The sequence below is a fragment of the Rhodovulum euryhalinum genome (assembly GCF_004342445.1).
Classification (GTDB): domain Bacteria; phylum Pseudomonadota; class Alphaproteobacteria; order Rhodobacterales; family Rhodobacteraceae; genus Rhodovulum; species Rhodovulum euryhalinum.
Genome location: NZ_SLWW01000004.1, coordinates 92,939 through 116,610, shown reverse-complemented (window position 1 = coordinate 116,610; position 23,672 = coordinate 92,939). Strand labels below are relative to the sequence as shown.

General features: G+C 69.0%; 22 protein-coding genes. 9 read left to right on the top strand and 13 right to left on the bottom strand.

Features of this window, described 5'->3' with window-relative positions; genetic code table 11:
* Window positions 1-34: 34 nt before the first annotated feature.
* A complete protein-coding gene (gene recA, locus EV655_RS06315; RefSeq protein ID WP_132542976.1) occupies window positions 35-1,108 on the bottom strand; it encodes a recombinase RecA in 1,074 nt (357 codons plus the stop codon).
* A gap of 191 nt (window positions 1,109-1,299) precedes the next feature.
* On the opposite strand from recA, the gene EV655_RS06310 reads away from it, so the two are divergent.
* Window positions 1,300-1,899 (top strand): sulfotransferase family protein, encoded by a 600-nt coding sequence (locus EV655_RS06310; RefSeq protein ID WP_132542974.1) that lies wholly within the window; start codon window positions 1,300-1,302, stop codon window positions 1,897-1,899.
* On the opposite strand, the gene EV655_RS06305 is transcribed toward EV655_RS06310, so the two are convergent.
* The 10 genes from EV655_RS06305 to EV655_RS06260 form a co-directional block, all read right to left on the bottom strand.
* A complete protein-coding gene (locus tag EV655_RS06305; RefSeq protein ID WP_132543264.1) occupies window positions 1,875-4,088 on the bottom strand; it encodes an ATP-binding protein in 2,214 nt (737 codons plus the stop codon). The genes EV655_RS06310 and EV655_RS06305 overlap by 25 nt on opposite strands.
* Before the next feature lie 174 nt (window positions 4,089-4,262).
* Complete coding sequence (locus tag EV655_RS06300) at window positions 4,263-5,477, bottom strand: RsmB/NOP family class I SAM-dependent RNA methyltransferase (protein WP_132542972.1); 1,215 nt, start codon at window positions 5,475-5,477, stop codon at window positions 4,263-4,265.
* Window positions 5,478-5,546: 69 nt separating this feature from the next.
* Window positions 5,547-6,995 carry an IMP dehydrogenase gene (gene guaB / locus EV655_RS06295; RefSeq protein WP_132542970.1) on the bottom strand — a complete coding sequence of 483 codons (1,449 nt, stop codon included), beginning with the start codon at window positions 6,993-6,995 and terminating at the stop codon, window positions 5,547-5,549.
* 102 nt (window positions 6,996-7,097) lie between these two features.
* Entirely contained in the window at window positions 7,098-7,376 is a 279-nt protein-coding gene (gene cowN, locus EV655_RS06290; protein WP_132542968.1) for a N(2)-fixation sustaining protein CowN, read from the bottom strand.
* Between the two features lie 72 nt (window positions 7,377-7,448).
* Entirely contained in the window at window positions 7,449-8,075 is a 627-nt protein-coding gene (locus EV655_RS06285) for a Crp/Fnr family transcriptional regulator (protein ID WP_132542966.1), read from the bottom strand.
* A gap of 32 nt (window positions 8,076-8,107) precedes the next feature.
* Window positions 8,108-9,094: a TDT family transporter gene (locus tag EV655_RS06280; protein ID WP_132542964.1), complete on the bottom strand. Its 987-nt coding sequence runs from the start codon at window positions 9,092-9,094 to the stop codon at window positions 8,108-8,110.
* A gap of 49 nt (window positions 9,095-9,143) precedes the next feature.
* The gene (locus EV655_RS06275) at window positions 9,144-9,428 is read right to left on the bottom strand and encodes a hypothetical protein (RefSeq protein WP_132542962.1); all 285 of its coding nucleotides are present in this window, start codon (window positions 9,426-9,428) and stop codon (window positions 9,144-9,146) included.
* Between the two features lie 86 nt (window positions 9,429-9,514).
* Window positions 9,515-10,924, bottom strand: coding sequence for a hypothetical protein (locus tag EV655_RS06270; protein WP_132542960.1), 1,410 nt, complete (start codon window positions 10,922-10,924; stop codon window positions 9,515-9,517).
* A gap of 540 nt (window positions 10,925-11,464) precedes the next feature.
* Window positions 11,465-11,701, bottom strand: coding sequence for an FmdB family zinc ribbon protein (locus EV655_RS06265; RefSeq protein ID WP_132542958.1), 237 nt, complete (start codon window positions 11,699-11,701; stop codon window positions 11,465-11,467).
* 282 nt (window positions 11,702-11,983) lie between these two features.
* On the bottom strand, window positions 11,984-12,523 hold the full coding sequence (locus tag EV655_RS06260) for a hypothetical protein (protein ID WP_132542956.1): 540 nt from the start codon (window positions 12,521-12,523) through the stop codon (window positions 11,984-11,986).
* A 363-nt stretch (window positions 12,524-12,886) separates the two neighbouring features.
* Between EV655_RS06260 and EV655_RS06255 the strand changes: the two genes are divergently transcribed.
* The 7 genes from EV655_RS06255 (at window position 12,887) to EV655_RS06225 (ending at window position 20,424) form a co-directional block, all read left to right on the top strand.
* Window positions 12,887-14,215 (top strand): GH1 family beta-glucosidase, encoded by a 1,329-nt coding sequence (locus EV655_RS06255; RefSeq protein ID WP_132542954.1) that lies wholly within the window; start codon window positions 12,887-12,889, stop codon window positions 14,213-14,215.
* Window positions 14,216-14,223: 8 nt separating this feature from the next.
* Window positions 14,224-15,165 (top strand): glucokinase, encoded by a 942-nt coding sequence (locus EV655_RS06250; protein WP_132542952.1) that lies wholly within the window; start codon window positions 14,224-14,226, stop codon window positions 15,163-15,165.
* A 76-nt stretch (window positions 15,166-15,241) separates the two neighbouring features.
* Window positions 15,242-16,342, top strand: coding sequence for an S-methyl-5-thioribose-1-phosphate isomerase (gene mtnA / locus EV655_RS06245; protein WP_132542950.1), 1,101 nt, complete (start codon window positions 15,242-15,244; stop codon window positions 16,340-16,342).
* 12 nt (window positions 16,343-16,354) lie between these two features.
* On the top strand, window positions 16,355-16,609 hold the full coding sequence (locus EV655_RS06240) for a hypothetical protein (protein ID WP_132542948.1): 255 nt from the start codon (window positions 16,355-16,357) through the stop codon (window positions 16,607-16,609).
* A gap of 96 nt (window positions 16,610-16,705) precedes the next feature.
* Window positions 16,706-17,278, top strand: a complete 573-nt coding sequence (locus tag EV655_RS06235; RefSeq protein ID WP_132542947.1) for a L,D-transpeptidase — start codon at window positions 16,706-16,708, stop codon at window positions 17,276-17,278.
* 81 nt (window positions 17,279-17,359) lie between these two features.
* Entirely contained in the window at window positions 17,360-19,798 is a 2,439-nt protein-coding gene (locus tag EV655_RS06230) for a Lon protease family protein (protein ID WP_243645005.1), read from the top strand.
* On the top strand, window positions 19,795-20,424 hold the full coding sequence (locus EV655_RS06225) for a hypothetical protein (protein ID WP_132542943.1): 630 nt from the start codon (window positions 19,795-19,797) through the stop codon (window positions 20,422-20,424). Before EV655_RS06230 ends, EV655_RS06225 begins: the two co-directional genes overlap by 4 nt.
* 11 nt (window positions 20,425-20,435) lie before the next feature.
* Here EV655_RS06225 and EV655_RS06220 read toward each other — a convergent pair whose 3' ends face one another.
* On the bottom strand, window positions 20,436-21,191 hold the full coding sequence (locus tag EV655_RS06220; protein ID WP_132542941.1) for a Crp/Fnr family transcriptional regulator: 756 nt from the start codon (window positions 21,189-21,191) through the stop codon (window positions 20,436-20,438).
* Window positions 21,192-21,423: 232 nt separating this feature from the next.
* On the opposite strand from EV655_RS06220, the gene EV655_RS06215 reads away from it, so the two are divergent.
* Entirely contained in the window at window positions 21,424-22,224 is an 801-nt protein-coding gene (locus tag EV655_RS06215; RefSeq protein WP_132542939.1) for a Crp/Fnr family transcriptional regulator, read from the top strand.
* Between the two features lie 201 nt (window positions 22,225-22,425).
* On the opposite strand, the gene EV655_RS06210 is transcribed toward EV655_RS06215, so the two are convergent.
* The gene (locus EV655_RS06210; RefSeq protein ID WP_132542937.1) at window positions 22,426-22,881 is read right to left on the bottom strand and encodes a host attachment protein; all 456 of its coding nucleotides are present in this window, start codon (window positions 22,879-22,881) and stop codon (window positions 22,426-22,428) included.
* Window positions 22,882-23,672: the final 791 nt, after the last annotated feature.

The following is a 23,672-nucleotide window of genomic DNA, read 5'->3' as shown; positions in this document are numbered from 1 at the left end:
CCGGCGGGCCCGTCATTCCGCGGTGACGGCCGGATCAGGCCTCCATCACCGCCTCGTCGCCGTCTTCGGCGCCCATGTGAAAATCAAGCCCGTGGGCGGCGCGGATCTTGTCCTCGATCGACAGCGCGATGTCGGGATTGTCCTTGAGGAACTGCTTGGCATTCTCGCGGCCCTGGCCGATCCGTTCGTCGCCGAAGGAATACCAGGCGCCGGATTTATCCACCACGCCTGCCTTGACGCCAAGGTCGATCAACTCGCCGGTCTTCGAGATCCCCTCGCCATACATGATGTCGAACTCGACCTGCTTGAACGGCGGCGCGACCTTGTTCTTGACCACCTTGACGCGGGTGGCGTTGCCCACCACCTCGTCGCGGTCCTTGATCGATCCGATCCGGCGGATGTCGAGCCGGACCGAGGAATAGAACTTCAGCGCGTTGCCGCCCGTGGTGGTTTCGGGGCTGCCGAACATCACGCCGATCTTCATGCGGATCTGGTTGATGAAGATCACCGTGCATTTCGAGCGGCTGATCGAGCCCGTCAGCTTGCGCATCGCCTGGCTCATCAGGCGGGCCTGCACGCCCACGCTGGAATCGCCCATGTCGCCCTCGAGTTCGGACTTGGGCGTCAGCGCCGCGACCGAGTCGACCACGACCATGCTGATCGCGCCCGAGCGGACCAGCGTATCGACGATTTCAAGCGCCTGTTCGCCGGTATCGGGCTGCGAAATCAGCAACTCGTCCAGATCGACGCCCAGCTTGCGGGCATAGATCGGGTCCAGCGCGTGCTCGGCATCGACGAAGGCGCAGATGCCGCCCTTCTTCTGCTCCTCGGCCACGCAATGCAGCGTCAGCGTCGTCTTGCCCGAGCTTTCCGGGCCATAGATTTCGATGATCCGGCCCTTGGGCAGCCCGCCGATCCCCAGCGCGATGTCGAGCCCGAGCGAACCGGTGGATGTCGACTCGATCTCGGCCACCGGGTTGTCGGCGCCGAGTTTCATGATCGAGCCCTTGCCGAACTGCCGCTCGATCTGCGCGAGCGCCGAGTCGAGGGCCTTCTGCTTGTCGGAATTGCGCTTGTCCACCATGTCGAGAAGGTTCGCTGTGCCCATGTTTCCCATCCTTATTCCACACCCGGAAGCGGGCGGCAATGATCGCTCTTGTTCGCCTCTTGTTCTCATACCTATGAGATCAAAACACGAACATTTCAAGTCAAATTCGAGTGGCTTCAGCATTCGCGGAAACGGTTAAGGAATCGTTCACGGGGCTCGGGCATGGTTGCCGGGCCATACCGGAGAGGCTGATGCTGCTCTTTGTGCGGGAAAGACTTGCGGTTCTGGCGGTGCCCAAGACCGGGTCGACGGCGCTGGCCGCGGCGCTGTGCGATCGTGCGGACATGGTGGTGCGCGCCCCGCCCCGGCTCAAGCACGTGACGTTGCGCCGGTTCCGGGCGCGGCTCCTGCCGCTGGTCGAAGAGGCGGGGATCACCGGCATCGAGACGGCCGCGGTGATCCGCGAACCCGAGGACTGGCTGAGAAGCTGGTATCGCTATCGCCAGCGCCCTGCGCTGGACGGCAAGCCCACCAGCACGCGGGGCATCGGTTTCGACGCTTTCGTACGCGCCTATCTAGCCGAGACCCGGCCACCCTGGGCCGATCTCGGCTCCCAGGCCCGGTTCGTGGCGCCGGGGCGGGACGGGCGCGGCGTCGATCACCTGTTCCGCCATGACGATCCGGACGCGCTGATCGCCTTTCTCGAGTCGCGGCTCGGCGGACCGATCACTCTGCCACGCAGCAATCGCTCGCCGGTCATGGACACCGCGCTTTCGAGAGAGACCCGGGCGATGCTGCGGACGGCGCGGGCCGAGGATTTCCTGCTTTACGAGGCGCTCGCCGCGCCCTGACGCCCGGCGCCCGTGGCGGGTTTGGCGGCCGGTGCGCGCAACTGGCGCTGGACGGTCGTGGTCAGGTCGGCCAGCGAGAACGGTTTCGGCAGGTAGACCGAGTTCGGGATGCGCGCCCGGATCTCGCCAAAGCTGTCCTCGGCATAGCCAGAGACGAAGACCACCCTGGTGCCCGGACGATCCTGCAAGGCCTGCGCGACCCAGCCCGGCCCGTCCAGCCCCGGCATCACCACGTCGGAAACGAACACGTCGACCTTGAGACCGGGATCGGCGAGGATCTCGAGCGCCTGCTCGCCACTTTCAGCCTCGAGAACGGTGTGGCCGCGCATTTTCATCGCCCGCGCCGCGAACGAACGCACCGGCGCCTCGTCCTCGACCAGGAGGATCACGCCGCTGTCGCGCGCATCGTCCTCACCCTCGGCCTCGGTGTCCGTAGTCTCGTCGAGACTGCCGCGATAGGCAGGCAGGTAGAGGGTGAAGGTACTGCCCGCGCCCACCTGGCTGTCGACGAAGATGAAGCCGCCGGTCTGCTTGATGATTCCATATACGGTGGACAACCCCAGCCCCGTTCCCTCGCCCGGGCGCTTGGTGGTAAAGAACGGCTCGAAGATCTTGGGCAGGCGGTCGGGCGGGATGCCCTCGCCCTTGTCGATCACGCGCACCACCGCATAGGTGCCCGCGGGGACCACGGCGCGGTCCCGGTGAAGGTCGCTCGCAAGCTCGACCGCCGCGGTCTCGAGCCGTATCTCGCCGCCGCTCGGCATCGCGTCGCGGGCGTTGACGACAAGGTTCATCACGACCTGTTCCAGCTTGCGCTTGTCGGCCCGGATCGGCGGAAGCTGATCGCCATGCCGGATGCGCAGCCGCACCCGTTCGCCCACCAACCGGTCGAGCAGATGCGCCAGTTCCCCCATCGTGTCGCGCAGGTCCAGCACCTCGGGGCTGAGCGTCTGCTTGCGCGAGAACGCCAGAAGCTGGGCGACAAGCGACGCTGCACGGTTGGCGTTCTGGTGGATCTGGACGAGGTCGCCGTAATCCGGATCGCCCGCGTCATGGCGCAGCATCAGCAGGTCGCAATGGCCGGAAATCGCGGTCAGCAGGTTGTTGAAATCATGCGCCACACCGCCCGCAAGCTGGCCGATCGCCTGCATCTTCTGGCTTTGCGTGAACTGCGCCTCAAGTGTCTTCATCTCGGTGACATCGTGCAGCACAACGACCAGCCCGTTGCCCTCCATCCGCGCCAGCGCCACCTGAACGAACAGCTCGCGGTCATCGCGGGCAACCCGCAGCACCTCGGCCATGTTGCTGGCACGCCCCTCGGCCGCCTCGGCCAGCCAGTCGCCAACCGAGCGGCCAAGCCCTTCGAGGCGGTCGCACAGGTTCAGCGCCTCGCCCGGTTCGGCGCCCAGCAGCTGCCGCGCACGGGCGTTCGCCAGCCGCACGGTTCCGTCGGTGTCGATCTGAAGGATCGCGACCGGCAACGCATCAAGAAGCCCCTCGGGGGGGCGCGCCTCACCGGCGACGTTGCCGGGCGGCAAGAGGTAAAGTTCGCGCTGGCCATCCCGGCCCGGCAGGGTCATCAGCCGCCGCCACAAGGGGCCCTCGACGGTATCGATCTCGATCTCCTCGCCATCGGGGTGGGCGGCCGCCGGCCGGTTGCGGCGCAGCGCGTCGAGAGTCGCCGGCATGTGCCCCAGCAGGTTCCGCGCGGCGGCGTTCAGCGACAGCACCCGCCCTGACTCGTCAAGTCGCAGCATCGGCAGCGCGCTGTCGGATGCCGGCGGCTCGCCTCCATCGAGATGCCAGATGAACACGCCGGGCGCCGCGCGCTCGACCGTCAGACGCAGCGCACCCTCGGGCCCGGGACGGGCATGCGCCGCGCTCTCGCCCCGCGCGGCGGCCGAGATAAGACCGGCAACCGCCCGATCGGGATCGGCAAAGACCGCCGCGAACGCCGTGGCGACCGGTTGGCCGCGGTTGGCCGGGACCCGGCGCAGCGCCGCGGTGTTCGCCAGCAGGATCCGACCCCGCCCGTCGGTCAGCACGCAGGCGCCGGGTGCCCCGGCACAAAGCCGCCGCAGCCGGCCGGCCGGCAACCGGCGGCCCCACATGTCGGCGATACGCAGGAAGGTGGCGAGTGCGGCCAGCGTCGCCGCCGCCGACAACAAGAGCACCGCAAGCCACGGCATCGGCACCGCCCGCGCGATCAGCGCAAGCCCGATCCCGCACAAAAGGATCGCCCAGGCCCGTTCGGCATAGGCGGCGGCGCTTTGGCCAAGGCTCGGGAAGGCGGGGGCGGGACGCGGCAAGGGGGCTTGCTCCGGCTGGATTCGGATCGGCGCTCCAGTGTGGGCCAAGGGCGGTTAACCATGTGTTAACGGGGCGCCCCCCGCACGAACCGCTGCCTGGCCGCGGCGCAAGACCGCCGCATAGAACCCGTCCCCGCCATCCAGCGGCGTCAGGCGCCGTTCGGCGGCGACCGTCCAGCCCGGATGGCGGGCCAGAAAGGCCGCGACCTGCGCGGCGTTCTCGGCCCCGATCAGCGAGCAGGTGGCATAGCCAAGCGCACCGCCGGGCCCGACCAGCGGCGCCGCGCGGTCGAGGATCTGCGCCTGAACTTCGGTCAACCGCGCCAGATCGGCAGGGCCGGTGCGCCACTTGGCTTCGGGGCTGCGACGCCAGGCGCCGCTTCCGGTGCAGGGCACGTCGCAGAGCACGAGGTCGAAGGGCTCTGCCGCCGCCAGGCCGCCCGCCCCGAGCAGTGTCACTTCGACACCCGCGCGCCCCGCCCGGACGGGCAGGTCGCGCATCCGCTCCGGCGCAGCATCGTGGGCGTGGAACCGCGCCGCAACCCGGCCGGCCAGCGCCAGCGTCTTGCCGCCCCCGCCCGCGCAATAGTCCAGCACGCGGTCGCCCGGGGCCAGCGGCATCAGGTCGGCCACCGCCTGCGAGGCGGCATCCTGCAACTCGACAAGGCCCTCGGCATAGGCGCGGCTCTGCTGCACCCGGCGGGCATTCGCCGTGACCTCCAGCGCGGCCGGTGACAGCGGATGCGGCCGCGTTTCGACCCCCTCTTCGGCCAGCGCGGCGGCGGCGGCATCGCGGGTGGTGCGCCGCAGGTTCGCGCGCAGGAATACTGCCGCGCGGCGGCGCAGCGCCTCCATCACCGGGCGGAAATCGGCCCCCAGACTCTCGCGCAGGACCGGCGCCAGGTCCGCGGGACAGTCGCAGGCGATCTCTTCGGGCAGATCGGTCAACGGCGGCGGTGCAGCGCGTTCCCGCTCGGTCAGCGGCGCGGGCGCGTGGCGTTCGCCGGTGAATACCGTATCGGGATCGGCGCCCGCGCTGCGCAGCAGACCCAGAACAAGCCCCCGCCCGGTGTCAGCGCCGCCCAGCGCGGCAAAGGACTGCCGACAGCGCAGCACCTCGAACACCAGGTCGCGGATCGCTGCGCGGTCTTTCGCACCGGCATAGCGGTTCTGCCGGCCCCAGGTGGTCAAAAGCCTTTCGACCGGCGCACCGGCAAGCCAGTCGTCGAGGATGCAGATCGCAGCGGCGTGGCGGGCGGACGGCGTCACCGCAGGACCGCGCCGCCATGCCCGAACATCGCGGCGGAACCCCTTGGTGGAACAGGAGTCCCAGGCATGTCACATGATCCGGTAGTTCGGGCTCTCGCGGGTGATCTGAACGTCATGGACATGGCTTTCCTTCAGCCCCGCCCCGGTGATCCGCACGAATCGGCAGTTCTGACACATCTCGGCAACCGTGGCGCAGCCGGTGTACCCCATTGCCGCGCGCAAACCCCCGACCAACTGGTGGATCACCGCACCCGCCGATCCCTTGTAGGGCACCTGCCCCTCGATCCCCTCGGGCACCAGCTTGTCCGAGGCCGCGTCCTTCTGGAAGTAGCGGTCGGCCGAGCCGCGCGCCATCGCGCCGAGCGAACCCATGCCGCGGTAGGACTTGAACGACCGGCCCTGGTAAAGGATCACCTCGCCGGGGCTTTCGTCGGTGCCCGCGATCATCGAACCCACCATCGCGCACGATGCGCCCGCCGCGATCGCCTTGGCGAAATCACCGGAATACTTGATGCCGCCATCGGCGATCACGGGCACGTCGCCGGCGGCCTTTGCGCAATCCATGATCGCGGTCAGTTGCGGCACGCCGACGCCTGCCACCATCCGCGTGGTGCAGATCGACCCCGGCCCGATCCCCACCTTGACCGCGTCCGCCCCCGCGCCGATCAGCGCCCGCGTCGCCTCGGCGGTGGCGACGTTGCCGGCCATGACCTGCACCGCGTTGGTCGCCTTCTTGATCCGCTCGACCGCCTTCGCGACCCCCTCGGAGTGGCCGTGCGCGGTGTCGATCACGATCAGGTCGACACCGGCGTCGATCAGGGCCTCGGAGCGTTCGAACCCCGCATCCCCCACCGTCGTCGCAGCGGCGACCCGCAACCGGCCCAGTTCATCCTTCACCGCCTGCGGGTTCAGCACCGATTTCTCGGTGTCCTTCAGCGTCAACAGGCCCGTCAGCTTGCCCGCCTCGTCGGTGATCAGCAGCTTCTCGATCCGCCGCGCCTTCATCAGGTTCAGCGCCTCGGCGCGGTCCACGGGCTCGCGCAGTACGGCAAGGTTATCGGACGTCATCATCGCATACACCGGCGTCGCGTCGCTGGGCGCGAAGCGCATGTCGCGGTTCGTCACGATGCCCACCACGTGGCCCTTGCCGTCGATCACCGGGAAGCCCGTAAAGTTGTAACGTTCGATCAATGACTTCGCGTCGGCCAGCGTCTGGTCGGGGGTCAGCGTGATCGGGTTGTAGACCACCCCGCTCTCGTACCGCTTCACCCGGCGCACCTCGCGCGCCTGCTCCTCGACGGTCAGGTTGCGGTGGATCACCCCGATCCCGCCCGCCTGCGCCATGGCGATCGCCATGCGGTGCTCTGTCACCGTGTCCATGGCCGAGGACAGAAGCGGAATGTTCAGCCGGATCGCGCGGGTGACAAAGGTCGCGGTGTCGGCCTGGCTCGGCAGGACCGAGCTGGCGCCGGGAATGAGCAGGACGTCGTCGAAGGTGAGCGCCTCGCGAATCTCCATGGGGGTCTCCTGGGGAGTCTTCGTTTGGCGCTTCCCTATTTCACGGGGTCCCGGAAAAGGGAAGGGCAAATGCGGCGGACCGGCGGTGACGGCCGGATGCCCTCAGCAGCAGTTCTGTTCCAGATCCCACAGCAGCGCCAGCGCTGCCTCGTCGCCCACCTCTTCGAAGAAGGCCCGCAGCGCGTTCACCTGCGCCCCCGCAAAGAACAGGTTGTCGGTGCCCATGCGCGCCTTTTCGGCCAGCTTCTTCTCGAAATAGCCCACCCAGCGCGACTCGTTCCCGGCCATCCGCGCGGCCAGCATCTCCATCAACCGGTCGGCATTGGCGGTGCAGTCGAGTCCGCAGAAACTGACATAGCGATCGGGGGTCTGGTCGGTCATCGGCAGGCGGTCCTTTCGGGCAGTTTCTTGGCGATCGGGGCGTATCTAGGACAGCCGGGGGGATCCGATCTGTCAGCCAGGCGACAGTTCGGCCAACGCCTCCAGCCGGGCGATATCCAGAAGCACCAGGTGGCGCCGGTCGGGACGCTCGATCACGCCGCTGCGCGCCAGCCGCGTCAGCAGCGTCGACAGCGTCTGGCGCGTGGTGCCCAGCACGCTCGCCAGCGACTCGGTGCTGTCGATCAGGCGCAGCCGGTCGCTGCCCTGGATCTGCCGCTCGGCCAGCAGGAACCGGGCAAGGCGCGACTCCACCGGGCGGAACGCCAGATCCTCGATCACGTCCAGCGCCCCGCGCAACAGCAGCCCCACCTCGCGGAACGCCGCAAGCCCCAGTTCGGGTTGGCGGGTGACCAGCGCCAGCATGTCACCGACCGGCCATGACACGATCGTGCAGGGGTCCAGCGCCTCGACCCAGGCGCGGGTATGGGTGACGTACAGGCTGCCCGGGCGCAGATAGCCCAGCGTCAACTCACGCGCGGCGCCGGTCAGGCTGATCCGGGCCAGCCCGGATTCCAGCAGGAACAGCCGGTCTACCCCGGCATCGGGCCGCGCGATGGTCTCGCCCGGCCCATGGCGACGGCGGCGCCCGCCACCAAGCTGCGACGCCAGGGCCGAATGGGGATGGTGCGGACCCTGCATCGGCGCAGGCTGGCACGGGACCCCGCGCGCGGTCACGCCCGGGCCGCGTTGGTCCTGGCCCCCAGACCGCCCTTTGCCCAAGCCTGCATCACCTTGAACAGGATCGGTGCAATCGCAAGCGTCGCGGCGACAAGCACAAGGCCACCGGCAATGCGGAACCCCGCGCCCTGCCCCGCCGCCGCCATCGCCAGAAGGAAGCTCGCCAACGTCGCAAGCGGGAAGGTGAGCGCGCCCCAGAACGGAGAGAACCCCGCCCGGAGAAGCCAGGGCCCCCGAACAAGCAGGAGGGCGGCCAGCAGCACGGCCAGCCCGGCGCAGACCCATGCGAGCCCGGTCTTGTCCGTCAGGATCGCCACGGTGCCCAACAGGTTCGCGGGCGCGAGATGAATCGCCAGCAGCGGGCGCAGCGGCGCGGGCACGTCCTCGCGCACGAATTGCACGAGGCTCGCCCCCCAGATCGCCAGCGCCGCCACGCCGGTCGCGTAGAGGATCGCGGTCGCAAACCCGGCAAGGCCCAACGCCTGCGCCGGCACCGCGCCAACGATGAAGCCCACGAATTGCAGGTGCCAGACCGGCGTCACCCGGCGTTGCCCGGGCGGCCCTGCGATCAGCGCGCGCAGCACCAGGAGAACGAGACCCCCGTGCAGCGCAAAGCCCGCACCCAGCAGCACCAGCGCCGCACGGGGTGCGATCGGCACCAGCGCCGCCGCCACCAGATAGACCGACAGCACCATCGCCGACAGCCCGGCGCGGCCCGGCAGCACCCGCAAATCCTCGGGCAGGACACCCGGCCTGCGTGCGAATTTCACCGCATAGGCCATTGCACAAAACAGGAAAAGCAGTGTCATCGCGCCCAGGATCAGGTCTGCGACCGCGCCCGGAACCGCAAGTGTTTCTGCCGCGCGCCGCCAGGCAAGGCCAAGTGCCAGCGCCCCGAGCACGGGTGGAAAGATCGCGGGCGGCACCTGGTCGCCAAAGCGCGGACGGGGCGTGAAGAGGGGCGGAACCGGGCGCGTCATGGCACCGGTGTGCCATGGTGCGCGAGATCCGGCAAGCGGCAGGGCGGCGTCAGCGGAACATGTCAAACAGGAAGGACCGGGTCTCGCCGCAACTGCGCTCGGCGAGGAATTTCATCTGCTGGAGCTTGTTGCCGGGCGACCGCTCGGGATGGTCCATGACGGACTTGAGAACCGCGAAATCATGCTGCGAGAGCGTGCCGATGCAGCTTGCCGAAACACCCGCGCGCCGAAGCTCCGGCAACACGTCCCGGGCAAGCTGGGACTGGGCCAGCGCGGCCGGGGCAGCCCCGATCGCAAGCGCGGCGGCAAGGGCGATGGTCGCGGAACGGGACATGGGAACCTCGTCGGGTGGATGCTGACGCTACCTTATCCGCCCCGGCCGCCAACGTCCAATCAGCCGCGCGTGAGGGGCCCTTGCGGTCAGAAGGCGGCCAGCGGCTCGGCGGCGATCCACAGCAGCACATCGAAGTACCGCGCGAGGGCGGTGCTGACCATCCCGCCGCCCAGGGCCCACAGACCCCAAAGCGCCGCGCCCAGCAGGATCAGCGGGATCGCCCAGATCAGCCCGAGTGCCAGGGCCGCGCGGACAGCCTCAAGCGGGCTGTCCGGTGCGCGGTCGATCAGGACGGCGACGGGACGGCGAAGCGCGCGTGGCCAGACGCCCTGCAGGCCCAGCAGGCTGACCAGGAAATGCAGTGCCGTGGGAACGATGGTCGAGAACAGCATCAGGTAGAGCCAGACATGGGCACCGGGCGTTTCCCTGATCCCTGCGAACAGCGCGCCGAGATCGAGCAGCGGCACACCGGCCAGACGGTTCAGCCCGTCGATCGCGGCGACCAGCGTGACGCCGAGGGCAAGGAACAGGACGCAGGCGATCGCAAGGTCGAGAAGGCCCCAGAGGAAAGGCAGGCCCGACCGCAGCCCCCGGCGCAGGAGCGACAGGGTGACGGCGTAGGACAGGACATCGAACAGGGCGTTGATCAGGGGGAAGACGGCGAGGAACAGGAACAGGCTGCGGCGGTCCTCGGGGACGGCGGACCAATCAAGAACACGCGCCAGCAAGACCACCGACAGCACGACCGCTCCCGTCACCAACCATCGCGCCAATATCGGCTTGCCGCGCAAGTCGAGCCACTCGACGGCGGCTAAGGCTGCGACTGCGACTGCGAATCCGACTGCGCCTGCGACTGCGACTGCGACTGCGAATGCGGCTGCGAATGCGACTGCGAATGCGAATGCGGCTGCGAATGCGAGAATCAGCAGCCAGTCGGCAGCCTGTCGCACGACACGATGCCGACTGGCTGCCGCCAGTGTCCGGGCGACGAAGCCAAGGATCAAGATGCCGAAAACGACAAGCGTGGCCGCACGGTCCGGCCAGAACGGGGCCGCGGGCAGCACCACGAAGCTGCCCACGCGTCCCTCGGCCCCGGTCACGATCCATTGGCCCACCAGCAACAGCACCGGATAGGCCACCGCGATCAGCAAAGCCTTGTCATAAAGCCGCCAGGTCAGCGCGGCGCGGAACAGCGTGGGCCAGCCGTCGCGGTCGCTGGCCTCGTCACAAAGCCGCCGCCAGACCCACATCACGTTGCGCCGGGTCAGCGTGGTGTAGATCTGGGTGTAGCTCGACTTTTTCAGCGTGCCTGCGAGAAACGCCCGGCTCGGCCCGTCCGACAGACCGAGGATCGCGAAGAGCCAGAGCGCAAAGGCCGCAAGTGACGCCGCCCAGACCGCCCAATGCGGACCGAAGGCCAGCAGCGACGCCACCGCGCTTGCCGTCACCACGCCCCAGATCGCGAGGTTCGTCCCGATATGGCCCTGTTCGTTCACCGCCCGCCTCGCGTGCCTGCGGGCAGAGTGGCGCAACCCGGCCGAGATGGGAAGCCGCGGGTAAAGCCTGAGCGCAATCTGACTGGTTGAAGTGTTCCCGCCGGGTGAACCTGTCGAGGCTTGTGTCGACCGGTCACCGATGCCGACGCGGTGCCGATCCTGCTGGCCTGTGCGGTGCCGGGCCTGTTCATGGACGCGATCGGGATCGCCGCTGCGGACGCGGCCGGTGGTCTGCCCCGCCCTGATGGCGCTGGACAGGGGCGCTTGTCTCGGACGAGGACACCACCGTTGGCACGGCGGAGCCGACATGCGCGATCTGGTTCGGCATCCCCGTGGGCGAGATGGCCGATGTCTGCCGTATCACGCCGCCGGTCGGGCTGAGCTGCCTTGTGGTTGCGGGCCTGCATGACGGTATATCGGCGCAGGACGAGTTCGGGGGAGTCAAGCCCTTCTTTCTCGCCGATGCCGTCGCCATCGCGGTTCGCATCGCCTTCCCCGCGCTCGTCCTCTGGCGGCCGGGCTTTGCCCGAGGCGGGTGCCTCAGCGCGTCTTGGGGCGCTCGGACTTGGCGTAGTTGCTGAAATGGCCCTCCTTCGCGGCCTGCCGACGCGCGCCCTCGATCATCTTGCCGGTCTTGCCCGGACGGGCCAGTCGGGACAACAGTCGCTGCAGGTCGGCGCTGCCGCAGTCCGGGCAGACCGGCGGCGCGTCGTCGCCGCGCACGAACTGCTCGCACTCCGCCCCGCAGGCGCCACAGCGATAGGCATAGATCGGCATCGCAAGGCTCCACTCCAAGGCCACGGGATCCAGCCCCGCGGCTGTCCGGTCCCTGATCGTCCGCGACCAGCCCCGGGGTCAACCGCCCAGCACCTGCGCGGCCGCGCCCGGCGCTCCATTGCCTGTCCATGCGGCAGAACCGGACGGAACTGCCCAGCCGGACGGCGTTCCCGATCCACTCCAGCCGGTCCGCACGGGCGCCGTCCGGCCAGACAGCGGCCCGGCCCGGCGATCCGGCTGCCCCCCGTATCGGGGCAATCGCCTGCGCCCGGCCGACCGGTCTCAGAGGGAGCCCGCGCTGGTGCTGCCAAGCTCGCGCAGCAGGACGGCGATATTCTGGCGGATCGCCCCCTCGCGGGCCACGCGCAGCCGGTCGATCCCCTGCACCGCCTGGGCCAGCGTCGCCGTATAGCCCGAACTCACCCTGAGATCGCGCACCGACCGGCCCGCCCCGTCGCGCAGCCGGTACTGCACGTTCAGCACGACCTTTGTCGTCGAGGGCTCGCTCGGCGCCTCGGCCACATCCATCACCACGGCCTCCAGTGTCTGCCCGCCGCCCGGCACAAGGATGCCCGCCTGCCGCAGCGAGGTCTCCAGCGCCGCGCGGAAACCGCCATCCGACAGCTCGCCCGCCCAGGGCGGAATCGCCCCACCGCCGCCCGGCACCACCACCGACCCCACCGCACCGGCATGGATGCTTCTCGCAGGCACCGGCGCGATCGCCGCAGGCACCGGCCCCGTGGGCCCCCGTGCCTCGACACAGGCCCCCAGCGCCGCCGCCATCGCCAGAACGGCAAGGCTCCTGCCGCGTCTTCCGATCATCTCCGCTCTCCTTCGATCCGCAGCGCCCAGCCTAACGCCACCGAAGCGAACGGCCCATGGGAAAAGATGCCCCCTTGTCGGATCGGCGGTCATCCGCAAGCTGCGCCCCCGCAGCAACGCTGGGCCGCCTCACCCAGCGCCCCGGCGACCTCGACCGGGCCCTGACGGGCGAACCCGGCCGTCCCGGTCGCGCTCATGTCCTCGGGGCGGATGCCGACAGCCACCTTGTGGCCAATGTCGCCGTCCCCTTCGGCTCTGCAATGGTGGCCCGCGCCTCCGGAGCGATCAACCAAAGCGCTAGCGGCGCCCCGGCCGTACAATCCTGAGCTTGACGCACGGCGCCCACGGCACGACGCTTCGACCATGGATCTGACACGCGACGACTTTCCGAAGGGATTTCTTTTCGGCGCCGCCAGCTCGGCCTACCAGGTCGAGGGGCACGGCGCAGGCGGCGCAGGGCCCTGCCACTGGGACAGCTTTGCCGCGACGCCGGGAAACGTGGCGGGCGGTGCGGACGGGCGGATGGCCTGTGACCACCTTCACCGTCACGCCGAGGATCTGGACCTCGTGGCGGCAGCGGGGTTCGACCTGTACCGGTTTTCCACCTCCTGGGCGCGGGTCATGCCGGACGGGGCAACCGTGAACCCCGAGGGACTCGATTTCTACGACAGGCTGGTCGACGGACTGCTGACCCGTGGACTGAAACCCATGCTGACGCTCTATCACTGGGACCTGCCCTCGGCGCTGGCCGACCGGGGCGGCTGGGCGAACCGCGACACGGCCGAACGCTTTGCCGGTTTCGCTGAACTGATGGCGCACCGCCTTGGCGACCGGGTCTGGTCCTGGGCCACGATCAACGAGCCCTGGAGCGTCTCGTGGCTGTCGCATTTCGAGGGCCAGCACGCACCGGGCCTGCGCGACATCCGCGCCACGGCGCGCGCGATGCACCATGTTGGCCTCGCCCATGGCTTGGGCATGGCCGCGCTCGGGGCCGCGGGCGCGACGAAGGCGGGTGTCGTGCTGAACTTCGAACCGGGGTTTCCCGCAGAAAACAGCGATGCCGCACGCGAAGCGACCCTGCGGCACGGGGCGACCTTCAGCTGGTTCTTCCTTCAGGCCATGACACGGGGCAGCTATCCCGACCGCGCGCTCGAAGGGCTGGCGGCGCACCTGCCCGCGGGCTGGGAACAGGACATGACCACCATCGCCGCGCCCCTGGACTGGCTGGGGGTCAACTATCACACGATCCGCCGCGTCGCGCCCGCCCCCGGACCCTGGCCGGGCAAACGGGCGGTCGCGGGCCCCCTGGCGAAGACCGACACGGGCTGGGAAATCGCACCCGACGAACTGGGCGCGCTGCTGCACTGGATGTCCGACACCTTCACCGGCGCGTTGCCACTCTACATTACCGCGAACGGCATGGCCGCACCCGACCGGGTGGTGAAAGGCCAGGTGCGCGACGAAGACCGCATCGCCTATCTGGCGGCCCATCTCGAGGCCGCGAAAGACGCCATTGCGGCAGGTGTGCCGCTGAGGGGCTATGTGGTCCGGTCGCTTCTCGACGGGTTCGAATGGGCGTACGGCTATTCGAAACGCTTCGGCCTTGTCCATGTCGATTTCGAAAGCTTGCAGCGCACCCCCAAGGCATCCTACCACGCGCTGGCCCGGATGCTGAAAGGACCTGTCCAGTGATCGCGCCCATGACCGCACTTGTGGCCGATATCGGCGGTACCAATACCCGCGTCGCGCTGGCCGGTGGCCCGCGCCTCGTCGCGGGCAGCGTCAGGCGCTATCCCAATGCCGAATTCGCGGACCTTTCCGAGGTGCTCGCCCGCTACCTTGCCGAGGCGGGCAGCCCCCGGATCGACGGTGCCTGCGCGGCGCTGGCGGGGCCGGTCCGGGCCGGACGGGGGCGGCTGACCAACCTCGACTGGACCATCGACGAGGCCGGGATCGCCCGCGCCACCGGTGCGAAGAGCGTGAAGCTTCTGAACGACCTGCAGGCGCAGGGTCACGCACTCGATCACCTTGCGCCGGACGCCCTGGTCCCGGTACTCGACGGCCCGCGTGCGGCGGGCGAGACGCGGCTGGTGATCGGGCTTGGCACCGGGGTCAACGTGACCGTCGTTCACCGCACGCCCACGGGCACGCTGGTCACCGCGAACGAGGCGGGCCATGTCACCCTGCCCGTGGCCGACGAGGACGGCCTTGCGCTGGCCCGCTTCGCCGCCGGCGACGACGGGTTCGCCGCGGTCGAGGACATCCTGGCCGGCCGCGGCGTCGAGGCGCTGTTCGCCTGGGTGACCATGCGGGCGGGCACGCCGCGGCGGATGGACGGACATGCGATCATCGCCGCCGCGCCGGACGACCCGGCCGCCGAAGAGGCGCTGCGGTGCTATACCGCCATGCTCGGCCGGGTTGCGGGCGACCTTGCGCTGCACCATCTTCCCTATGGCGGCATCTACCTGATCGGGGGCGTTGCCCGCGCGGTGACCCCGCATCTGGGTCGGCTGGGCCTTGACCGGGCGTTTCGCGCCAAGGGCCGGTTCTCGGGCCTGATGGAAGCGTTTGCGATCGCCACCATCACCGATGATTTCGCGGCACTGACGGGCTGCGCTGCCTATCTTGCAGAGTCCGCATGAGACGAGGAACCACCTTTTCCCCGCCCCCGCGATGGGTCAGAAGCCGGCAAACGCACAGACAAGGAACCCCACGCCCATGAAGATCGACGGAACTCACTACCGCTCCATCTGGCGCGAGGCCGACGGCACCGTGAAGATCATCGACCAGCGCTGGCTGCCGCATGAACTTCGAATCGTAAGTCTCTCCACCAGAAAGGACTTCGCCGACGCGATCCGCGACATGTGGGTGCGCGGCGCCCCCCTGATCGGGGCGACCGCGGCCTATGGTGTGGCGGTGCAGATGGCCGAGGATGCCTCGGACGCGTCGTTGTCGGAAACCTACGAGGTGCTGCATGAAACGCGGCCCACGGCGATCAACCTGCGCTGGGCGCTCGACGAGATGATCCGCCTGCTGAAATCGCTGCCCCCCGAGGCCCGCGCCGAGGCAGCCTTCCGCCGCGCGGCCGACATCTGCGACGAGGATGTCGAGATCAACCGCCGGATCGGGGTGAACGGCCTCGCGCTGATCCGCGAGATCGCCGCGCGCAAGGGCGGCGGGCGCGTGAACGTGCTGACCCATTGCAACGCGGGGTGGCTGGCCACCGTCGACTGGGGCACCGCGACCTCGCCGATCTATCATGCGGTCGAGGAAGGGATCGACATCCATGTCTTCGTCGACGAGACCCGGCCACGCAACCAGGGCGCGCAGCTCACCGCGTGGGAGATGCTGAACCACGGCGTCAGCCACGACCTGATCGTGGACAACGCGGGCGGCCACCTGATGCAGCATGGCGAGGTGGACCTGTGCATCGTCGGCACCGACCGCACCACCGCGCAGGGCGACGTGTGCAACAAGATCGGCACCTATCTCAAGGCGCTGGCCGCCCATGACAACGGCGTGCCGTTCTATGTCGCCCTGCCCTCTCCCACCATCGACTGGACGGTGTGGGACGGGGTGAAGGAGATCCCGATCGAGGAGCGCGCCCAGGCCGAGGTGACCCATGTCCAGGGGCGGATGCCCGACGGCGTCATCGGCCAGGTGCTGATCTCGCCCCAGGGCACGCCCGCGCGCAACCCCGCCTTCGACGTGACACCCGCGCGGCTCGTCACCGGGCTGATCACCGAGCGCGGCGTCGCCCCGGCCAGCGCCGGGGGGCTGGCCGCGCTGTTCCCCGACCTTGCCCGGGCCGCAGGCTGAGCGCATGCCCCGATGACCGGCGGCCGGGACAGGAGGGGCCTTCGCGCCCGGGTCGCGCATCTCGCCCGCCGGGCGCGCACCGCCCTGCCGCCGGGCGGGCGCAGCCTTGCGGGGCTCGGCCTCGTGCTGGGCGGGTTCGCCGGTTTCCTGCCGATCCTGGGCTTCTGGATGATCCCGCTTGGCCTTGCGCTGATCTGGTTCGACCTGTCGGCCCTCGTCCGGTGGTTGCGCGGACGCGGTCCCCACGACCGCAACGAGGATCGTTGAGCTTCGAATCTTCGTGACCGGGCCGCCTTGGCCCTTGCACGGGGCGATCCTGCGGATAACCTTGGATAAGACGTTGTCCAAAATGGCATTTCGAAAATGAAACGCAGAACTTTCCTGCTCTCCACCCTCGGAACCGGCCTGTTCGCCGCCCCCGCGCTGTCCCGGACCGCCACGCCCGATCCAGAAGAGGCGGACCCGCTTGCCCCGCGGATGGTGCGTATCAAGAATGTCGAGCCCGCCGAAATCCATGTGGTGCCGCGCGAATTCGCGCTTTACTGGACGCTGCCCAACAAGAAGGGCCGCGCAATCCGCTACCGGGTTTCGATCGGCCGGGACGGGCTGTACGAACCCGGCGTGTTCACCGTGGGCGCCAAGAAGGAATGGCCCTCTTGGCGGCCGACCGACGACATGATCGAGCGCCAGCCGCATCTTTACAAGCAATACGAGGACGGCATGCCGGGCGGCCCGAACAACCCGTTGGGGGCGCGGGCGATCTACCTGTTCACCAACGCGGGCGGCGACAGCATGCTGCGCATCCACGGCACCCAGGATCTGGCCAGCATCGGCCGGCGTGCCTCGAACGGCTGCGTGCGAATGGCCAATTCGCACGTGGTCCACCTCTACGAGCAGGTTCCCCTCGGCGCCCGCGTGGTGCTGCACGACGTCTGACGCGGGGGGCGCGCCGGGCGGACTTGCGCGGCGGCCCGAAACCGTGTTCGCTGGTCGCATCGGCGGATGCGATTGAGGCCCATGGACAGGATCGCGACAGGCCAGCCCCTTGCACCCGCGGACCTTGCGGGACAGGAGGACTTCGACCTCGGCTTTGCGACCACCGCCGAGCTTGATCCGCTTGAGGACTGGCCCGGGCAGGACAGGGCGCTGGGGGCGCTGCGGCTTGCGGCCGAAACCTCGCACGACGATTTCAACCTCTACGTCCTCGGCACCCCCGGCACCGGGCGCCACAGCGCCACCCGCAAGGTTCTGGAGCAGGCCGCCGCCGCCCGCCCCCTGCCCGCCGACCGTGTCTACGTCAACCGCTTTGACGACCCGCGCCGCCCGGTGGCCATGGAACTGCCGCCCGGCCGCGCGGTCGAGTTGCGCGATACGGTCCGCAAGGTGGTCAACGACCTTGCCAACGACATCCCCGCGATCTTTGAATCCGAGGATTACCAGACCCGCCGCCGGGCCATCGAGGACACCTATTCCGAGCGCCACGAAACGGCGATGGGCGCGCTGGCCGACATGGCGCGCGAGCGCGGCCTGGCCATCGTGCGCACCCCCATGGGCTTTGGGGTTGCGCCGCGGAAGGGCGAGGAAATCCTGCCGCCCGACGAGTACGAAAAGCTGCCCCCCGCGGACCGTGCCCGGCTGGATGCGGCGATCGACGAGGTGCGCGCCCGTCTCGAGGATATCCTGAAGGACCTGCCAAAGGGCATGAAGGCGCAACGCCGCGAAGTCGAGGAACTGAACATCTCGATGGCGCGCGAAGGCGTGGATGCCGCGCTTGCCGAGGCGCTGGAGCGGTTTGCGGAGCATGCGGCCGTCACCGGCCACCTGCAGGCGATGCGCGCGGACATGATCGACAACGCGGAACTCTTCCTGATCCGCGAGGACGGCCCGCAGGCCGGCGCCTTCCCCGTCGCAACGTCGCGCCACTACCTCAAGCCGCAATTCCAGCGTTACGCAGTCAACGTGATGGTCAGCCACGACCCCGCCACCGCGTCGGGCGCGCCGATCGTCGAGGAAGGTTTGCCGACGCTCGCCAACCTGATCGGGCGGATCGAATACAGCTCTGACCAGGGGGCGCTGGTCACCAATTTCACGATGATCCGGCCGGGCGCGCTGCACCGCGCCAATGGCGGGTTCCTGATCCTCGACGCGATGCAGATCCTGACCGAGCCATTGGCCTGGGACGCCCTCAAGCGCAGCCTGAAAAGCGGCGAGGTCACGATCTATTCGGCGGGTGAACGGTTCAGCCTGATCTCGACCGAAACGCTCGACCCCGATCCGATGCCGCTGCGCCTGCGGGTGGTGCTGGTGGGCGAGCGGCGGCTTTACTACCTGCTTGCCGCGCTCGACCCCGATTTCGGGCGGCTGTTCAAGCTCGAGGCCGATTTCGACGACCGGATGCCCCGCACCGGCGAAAGCGCGCAGCTTTTCGCGCGGCTGATCGGCACCATGGCGCGGACGGACGGCATGCGGCCGGTCGCCGCCGACGGGGTGGCGCGGATGCTGACCGAAAGCCTGCGGCTGTCGGAAGATGCGGAACGCTTTACCCTGAACCTCGCCGCGCTTGGCGACATCCTGCGCGAGGCCGACCACTGGGCGGGCAAGGCGGGGGCCGAGGCGATCCGCAGCGACGATATCGAAACCGCCGTCGCCGCGGCCGACCGGCGCGCAGGGCGGCTTCGGGAACTCGGCCAGGAGGCCATCGCGCGGGCCACGCTGCTGATCGACACCGAAGGTGCCCGCGTGGGCCAGATCAACGCGCTGTCGGTCCTGGAAATCGGCAAGACCCGCTTCGGCCGCCCCACCCGGGTCAGCGCGCGGGTGCGGATGGGGGCGGGCAAGCTCGTCGACATCGAGCGCGAGGCGGAACTCGGCGGGCCGATCCATTCCAAGGGGGTGATGATCCTGTCGGGCTACCTGGCCGGGCACTACGCCCCGGACCTGCCGATGTCGCTGTGGGCGAGTGTGGTCTTCGAGCAGAGCTATGGCGGGGTCGAGGGCGACAGCGCGTCGGCGGCCGAATTGGTCGCCCTGCTCTCGGCGCTGGCCGACCTGCCCATCGACCAATCCTTCGCGGTCACCGGATCGGTGAACCAGTTCGGCGACGTCCAGGCCATCGGCGGCGTGAACGAGAAGGTCGAGGGCTTCTTCGACACCTGCGCGGCGCGCGGCCTGACCGGGCGGCAGGGCGTGCTGATCCCGGTGGCGAACGTCAAGCACCTGGTGCTGCGCCCGCGGGTGCGCGCGGCGATGGACGGGGGCCGGTTCCGGGTGATCCCGATCGCCAGCATCGACGAGGGCATCGCGCTGCTGACCGGCCGCCCGGCGGGCGCGCGCGGGGCGGACGGCGCCTTTCCGGCCGACAGCGTGAATGGCCGGGTCGAGGCGCGGCTGACCGCCTTTGCCGAGGCCCGGCGCCGGTTCGGCCAGAAACCCGATACGTCCGAGGATCGCAATTGACCCCGGCGGACAGCACCAGACGGGTGATCCTTACCGCCACCTGCTTTGCCGAGGCCGAGGCGATGCTTGCGCTGGCCGAGGGGCTGGCGGCCGAGGCGGGCGCCATGCTCCAAGGCGTGCTGGTCGAGGATGCCGACAGCGTCGCGCTGGCCGTCGCGGGCGCGGCGAGGATCGTCGATCCGGCCGGGCGCCCGGTGGCGGGGCTCGACCCGGCCCGGATGGGGGCGGCCTATGCCCGCGACGCGGCGCGGTTCGAACGGATGCTGGCCGAGGCCGCCACCCGCACGGCGCTTACCTGGGGGTTCCGCCGCGCCCGGGGGCGGCTGGCCGGGGCCTTGACCGGGCTCGCCGCGCCGGGCGATCTTCTGGTGCTGCCCGCCGGGCTGCTGCGATCGCCGCTGCGCGAGATCGTCCTCGCGGCCGGTGCCGATCCGGACCTTGCGCCACTGGCCGCCGCCGCAGCAGCGCGCATCCGCCGCCCGCTACGCCAGCTTGCCGCACCGACCGTTGCGGGGGCGCCATGGACCGGGCTTGGCCCGGGCAGCGTGCTGTTCTCGCACGTCGAGGCACATAACCTGGCGGCGCTGCTGGGCGCAACACGCTGCATCCACGTACTGCGCGCCTGAGGCCGCGGCCCTCAACCCGCCCCGCCCGTCAGGAAATCCGCGCCCGACACCCGCACCAGCCCCGGCAGATCGGCGATCTCGATCTCGTAGGCATCCTTCAGCCGCACCACGCCCTCGCCGTTCAATTCGTGCAGGGCGCGGCTGATCGATTCCGGCGTGGTCCCGAGGTAATGCGCAAGATCAGTCCGGCGGATCGGGATCGTCACCGACATCGGCACACCGGGGTCGCGGTGCCGGACCGAGCGCAGCTTGCGCCGCAACAGGATCAGCAGGAACGAGGCCAGCCGCTCGACGATCTTGTGACCGCCCATCAGCAGCACCCATTCCCGCGCCGAATCAAGTTCGTCCAGCACGTTGACAAGGAACATCCGCTCGATTTCGGGGGTGGTCCTCAGGATGTCCTCGAACGGGCCACGCGAAAAGGTCAGCACCCGCGCATCGGTCAGGGCAACAATGGCATAGGCCGTGGGCCCGTCGAACAGACGGCCATACATGTCGGTCGGCACCAGTAGCCCGATGATATGCGTCCGACCGTCCGGCAGGCATTTCTGCATCCCCAGCGCGCCGTCCAGCAGATAGCCGATCTCCTGCGCCGAGGTGGCCTCGGCCAGGACCTCGGTCCCGCGGGGGATATCGCGCAGCCGGGCGATTGCCACCAGCGCGCGCAAATGCTCGGCCGGCAGGGTATGAAGGATTTCACCCAGCAGCCCGCGGACATCGTCCCGCTGCGAGTCGGAAAGACATCCTCTTGAAACGCGGTTTGCCATGCCCCTCCTCTTCTTCGCCTCCCGTCTCGAAAGGAAGGGCGAAGCCCGTTTTCCGACCGTCGGTATCCGAACCTATCCCCAGCGCATTGACTACCGTCAATGTTCACGTAGCGACAATCGGCCATGCTGAATCTTGCGTGCGACTCGCGCGGTCGGTTGGGGTTTGCGTTGCCGATACGCGAACGGCCGAGGCAGACCGGGTGGTAGCGCGACCGCAAGAGGAGGAGCGGCCATGCTGCACGACCGAATGACGGCGGACGGATCACCGGACGGCAGCAGGCGGTTCGAGGACACGGGTTTCTGTGCCCAGATCGGACCCGTTGCCTGTCGTCTGCTGGCCGAAACCGCCCATGTCGAGATCGTGCCGCCAGACCGGGTACTCTGGCACGATGATGCACCGGCAGCCTTGGTCGGCATCGTGCTGTCGGGTTGCCTTCGTCTCCAGCGCCACAGCCGCGACGGGCGGCGCCAGATCCTGAACCTCGCGGTTCCGGGCGATCTCTTCGGTCAGGAGGGCGAGGGGCGGGCGGGCTACACGTTGGAAAGCGCGACCGAGGCCACACTCTGCCGGTTCGACCGCCGGGCCTTCGACCGGCTCGTGGCCGAGGACGGCACGCTGCGCCGGGCGCTCTATTGCCACAACTCTAGCAAGCTGGAACGGTTGCGCTGGCTGACCTGGACGATCGGCGCGCTCCGGCCCGAGGAAAGGATCGCCGCGTTCCTGCTGAGCGCCCGTGCCTACCTGCCCTACCGGGCACTGCCCGACGGTACCGGGTTGATCTCGCTGGTCATCGCCCGGCGCGACATGGCAGACCTTCTGGCGACCTCGGTCGAGACGATCTGCCGGGTGTTCAAGGCGCTCGAGCGGGACGGGATCATCCGCCTTCTCGACCCCGCGCATATCCTTTTCCTCGACATCGACAGGCTGGCCGAACGCGCCGCCCTGCCCGGTTCCGGGTCCGAGGGCATGGACCTCATCATGCCGGGCCAGCCGGGTGCGATGACGGTCATCAATGCCGGGCGGGAGGACTAACCGCTAGGGTCGAATCTGCCAGCATGGAGGGATCGACGGCCGGATTGACGCTGCCGTGACGGCTTTCGGGGGTGGGCCAGATCCGGAGGGGATCGTCATGCCACCGAGCGTGCGCTCGGCCTTTGGCCTGAGCCGCGCCGGGGACTGTCCCTTCATGCTGCGCAACACCCCACAGTGGCTACCAGGACAAAGGCGCGCCCGTCAGGGTTCCGACGCGCCGAGGTCGTGGCATACGGCCTGCAACAGTTCGGCCTCGGGCAGGTGGACAAGGCACCGGGGCCGTTCTGCGATCAGGATCGCCGCCAGCCGCGCGGGCATCTCGGTGTGAAGCCGCCCGAGAAGCGGTGGCGTGGCAAAGACTGCCAGATGCTCGAAATCCCCGGCCAGCCGGTGCGTCTCAAGCACCTGCACCACCTGGCGGACGAAATCGCGCTCGTCCTCGGCCAGCGCATCCACTGTGCCCGGCGGTCGGCTGGACGGTGACGGCGCAGGCCCGGCAAGCGCAAGATGGCGGTCCATCATCAGCCGCAGATGGCGATGGCGCGTCCGCATCACCAGTTCCGCCTGCCCTGCCCCATGGCCGGACGCGTCGACCCCGCGCAGGATGCGCGCACGGGTGGCATTCATGGCGAGTATCCACAGTCGCCCGTTCCGCATGGCAGATCCCCTGTCTCGGACGATCCGACGATTGTCCACACGGGCCGCCCGCTGTAATTGACCGCCGTCAATGGCAAGCCCGGGAAACAATAGCGCCCGTTGACGCCCGTCAATTCGGGACCTCACCCTTTTTCGCTAACCTTTGAGTCTCGACGGGAGGAGCGGGCCTGGCGAGCCTTCGAAGGCCAGATTGCCATTCTGCACCGGGCAGCCGAAGGCAGCGGACACCGCGTCGAGCCCCGCAGGGGCGGGCCGCCGTAGTTCGAACCGGATTGATGCCTTGGGGACACGGGCAAGGCGTTCGGATACGGCGGCCCATATCCGTCTTGAGCAAGGTGGTGAGTATCCTGTCCCCGCGGGCGTTACCGGTTTAGTCGCAGCGCCATCCCGGCCCGGGCCGGAGCAAAGGCAAACGATCGGCGCACACGACACACCCGCCGCGGAACGTGACCACCCCCCTCGCAGCTTTGGCACGACAGGTTTGGCATCCACGGCGGCAAGCCGAAGCGCATAGGCCGGTCCGTACCGCTACGGCGGACAGTGGCAGCCCGTTCTGCCACCCTTTTCCACGACGGCAAACCGCACGCCAGGCGCATGCAGGCAACGCGCCAGGCCCGGTTCGGCACCGGTCAGCGTGCGCGCTCTCCGCACCTGCGGCAAGGGTTCAGATCCTTTTCTTTCGCCTCCCCCTTGCATTACCGCCCGGAACTCCCCATTTGGGTTTGGCTAACGTTATTCTCTCTCGAACCACTGCTTCCGTTTACCCGGCTCTCAGGTGATCGATTAAGACT

What these genes read in the sequence shown, in the direction of transcription:
- recA (WP_132542976.1), bottom strand. Translation starts at nt 1,108, where the DNA reads ATGGGCACAGCGAACCTTCTCGACATGGTGGACAAGCGCAATTCCGAC.
- mtnA (WP_132542950.1), top strand. Translation starts at nt 15,242, where the DNA reads ATGAAGATCGACGGAACTCACTACCGCTCCATCTGGCGCGAGGCCGAC.
- EV655_RS06220 (WP_132542941.1), bottom strand. Translation starts at nt 21,191, where the DNA reads ATGGCAAACCGCGTTTCAAGAGGATGTCTTTCCGACTCGCAGCGGGAC.
- EV655_RS06210 (WP_132542937.1), bottom strand. Translation starts at nt 22,881, where the DNA reads ATGCGGAACGGGCGACTGTGGATACTCGCCATGAATGCCACCCGTGCG.
- cowN (WP_132542968.1), bottom strand. Translation starts at nt 7,376, where the DNA reads ATGACCGACCAGACCCCCGATCGCTATGTCAGTTTCTGCGGACTCGAC.
- EV655_RS06255 (WP_132542954.1), top strand. Translation starts at nt 12,887, where the DNA reads ATGGATCTGACACGCGACGACTTTCCGAAGGGATTTCTTTTCGGCGCC.
- EV655_RS06285 (WP_132542966.1), bottom strand. Translation starts at nt 8,075, where the DNA reads ATGCAGGGTCCGCACCATCCCCATTCGGCCCTGGCGTCGCAGCTTGGT.
- EV655_RS06280 (WP_132542964.1), bottom strand. Translation starts at nt 9,094, where the DNA reads ATGACGCGCCCGGTTCCGCCCCTCTTCACGCCCCGTCCGCGCTTTGGC.
- EV655_RS06240 (WP_132542948.1), top strand. Translation starts at nt 16,355, where the DNA reads ATGACCGGCGGCCGGGACAGGAGGGGCCTTCGCGCCCGGGTCGCGCAT.
- EV655_RS06250 (WP_132542952.1), top strand. Translation starts at nt 14,224, where the DNA reads ATGACCGCACTTGTGGCCGATATCGGCGGTACCAATACCCGCGTCGCG.
- EV655_RS06310 (WP_132542974.1), top strand. Translation starts at nt 1,300, where the DNA reads ATGCTGCTCTTTGTGCGGGAAAGACTTGCGGTTCTGGCGGTGCCCAAG.
- EV655_RS06265 (WP_132542958.1), bottom strand. Translation starts at nt 11,701, where the DNA reads ATGCCGATCTATGCCTATCGCTGTGGCGCCTGCGGGGCGGAGTGCGAG.
- EV655_RS06235 (WP_132542947.1), top strand. Translation starts at nt 16,706, where the DNA reads ATGAAACGCAGAACTTTCCTGCTCTCCACCCTCGGAACCGGCCTGTTC.
- EV655_RS06275 (WP_132542962.1), bottom strand. Translation starts at nt 9,428, where the DNA reads ATGTCCCGTTCCGCGACCATCGCCCTTGCCGCCGCGCTTGCGATCGGG.
- EV655_RS06260 (WP_132542956.1), bottom strand. Translation starts at nt 12,523, where the DNA reads ATGATCGGAAGACGCGGCAGGAGCCTTGCCGTTCTGGCGATGGCGGCG.
- EV655_RS06215 (WP_132542939.1), top strand. Translation starts at nt 21,424, where the DNA reads ATGCTGCACGACCGAATGACGGCGGACGGATCACCGGACGGCAGCAGG.
- EV655_RS06305 (WP_132543264.1), bottom strand. Translation starts at nt 4,088, where the DNA reads ATGCCGTGGCTTGCGGTGCTCTTGTTGTCGGCGGCGGCGACGCTGGCC.
- guaB (WP_132542970.1), bottom strand. Translation starts at nt 6,995, where the DNA reads ATGGAGATTCGCGAGGCGCTCACCTTCGACGACGTCCTGCTCATTCCC.
- EV655_RS06230 (WP_243645005.1), top strand. Translation starts at nt 17,360, where the DNA reads ATGGACAGGATCGCGACAGGCCAGCCCCTTGCACCCGCGGACCTTGCG.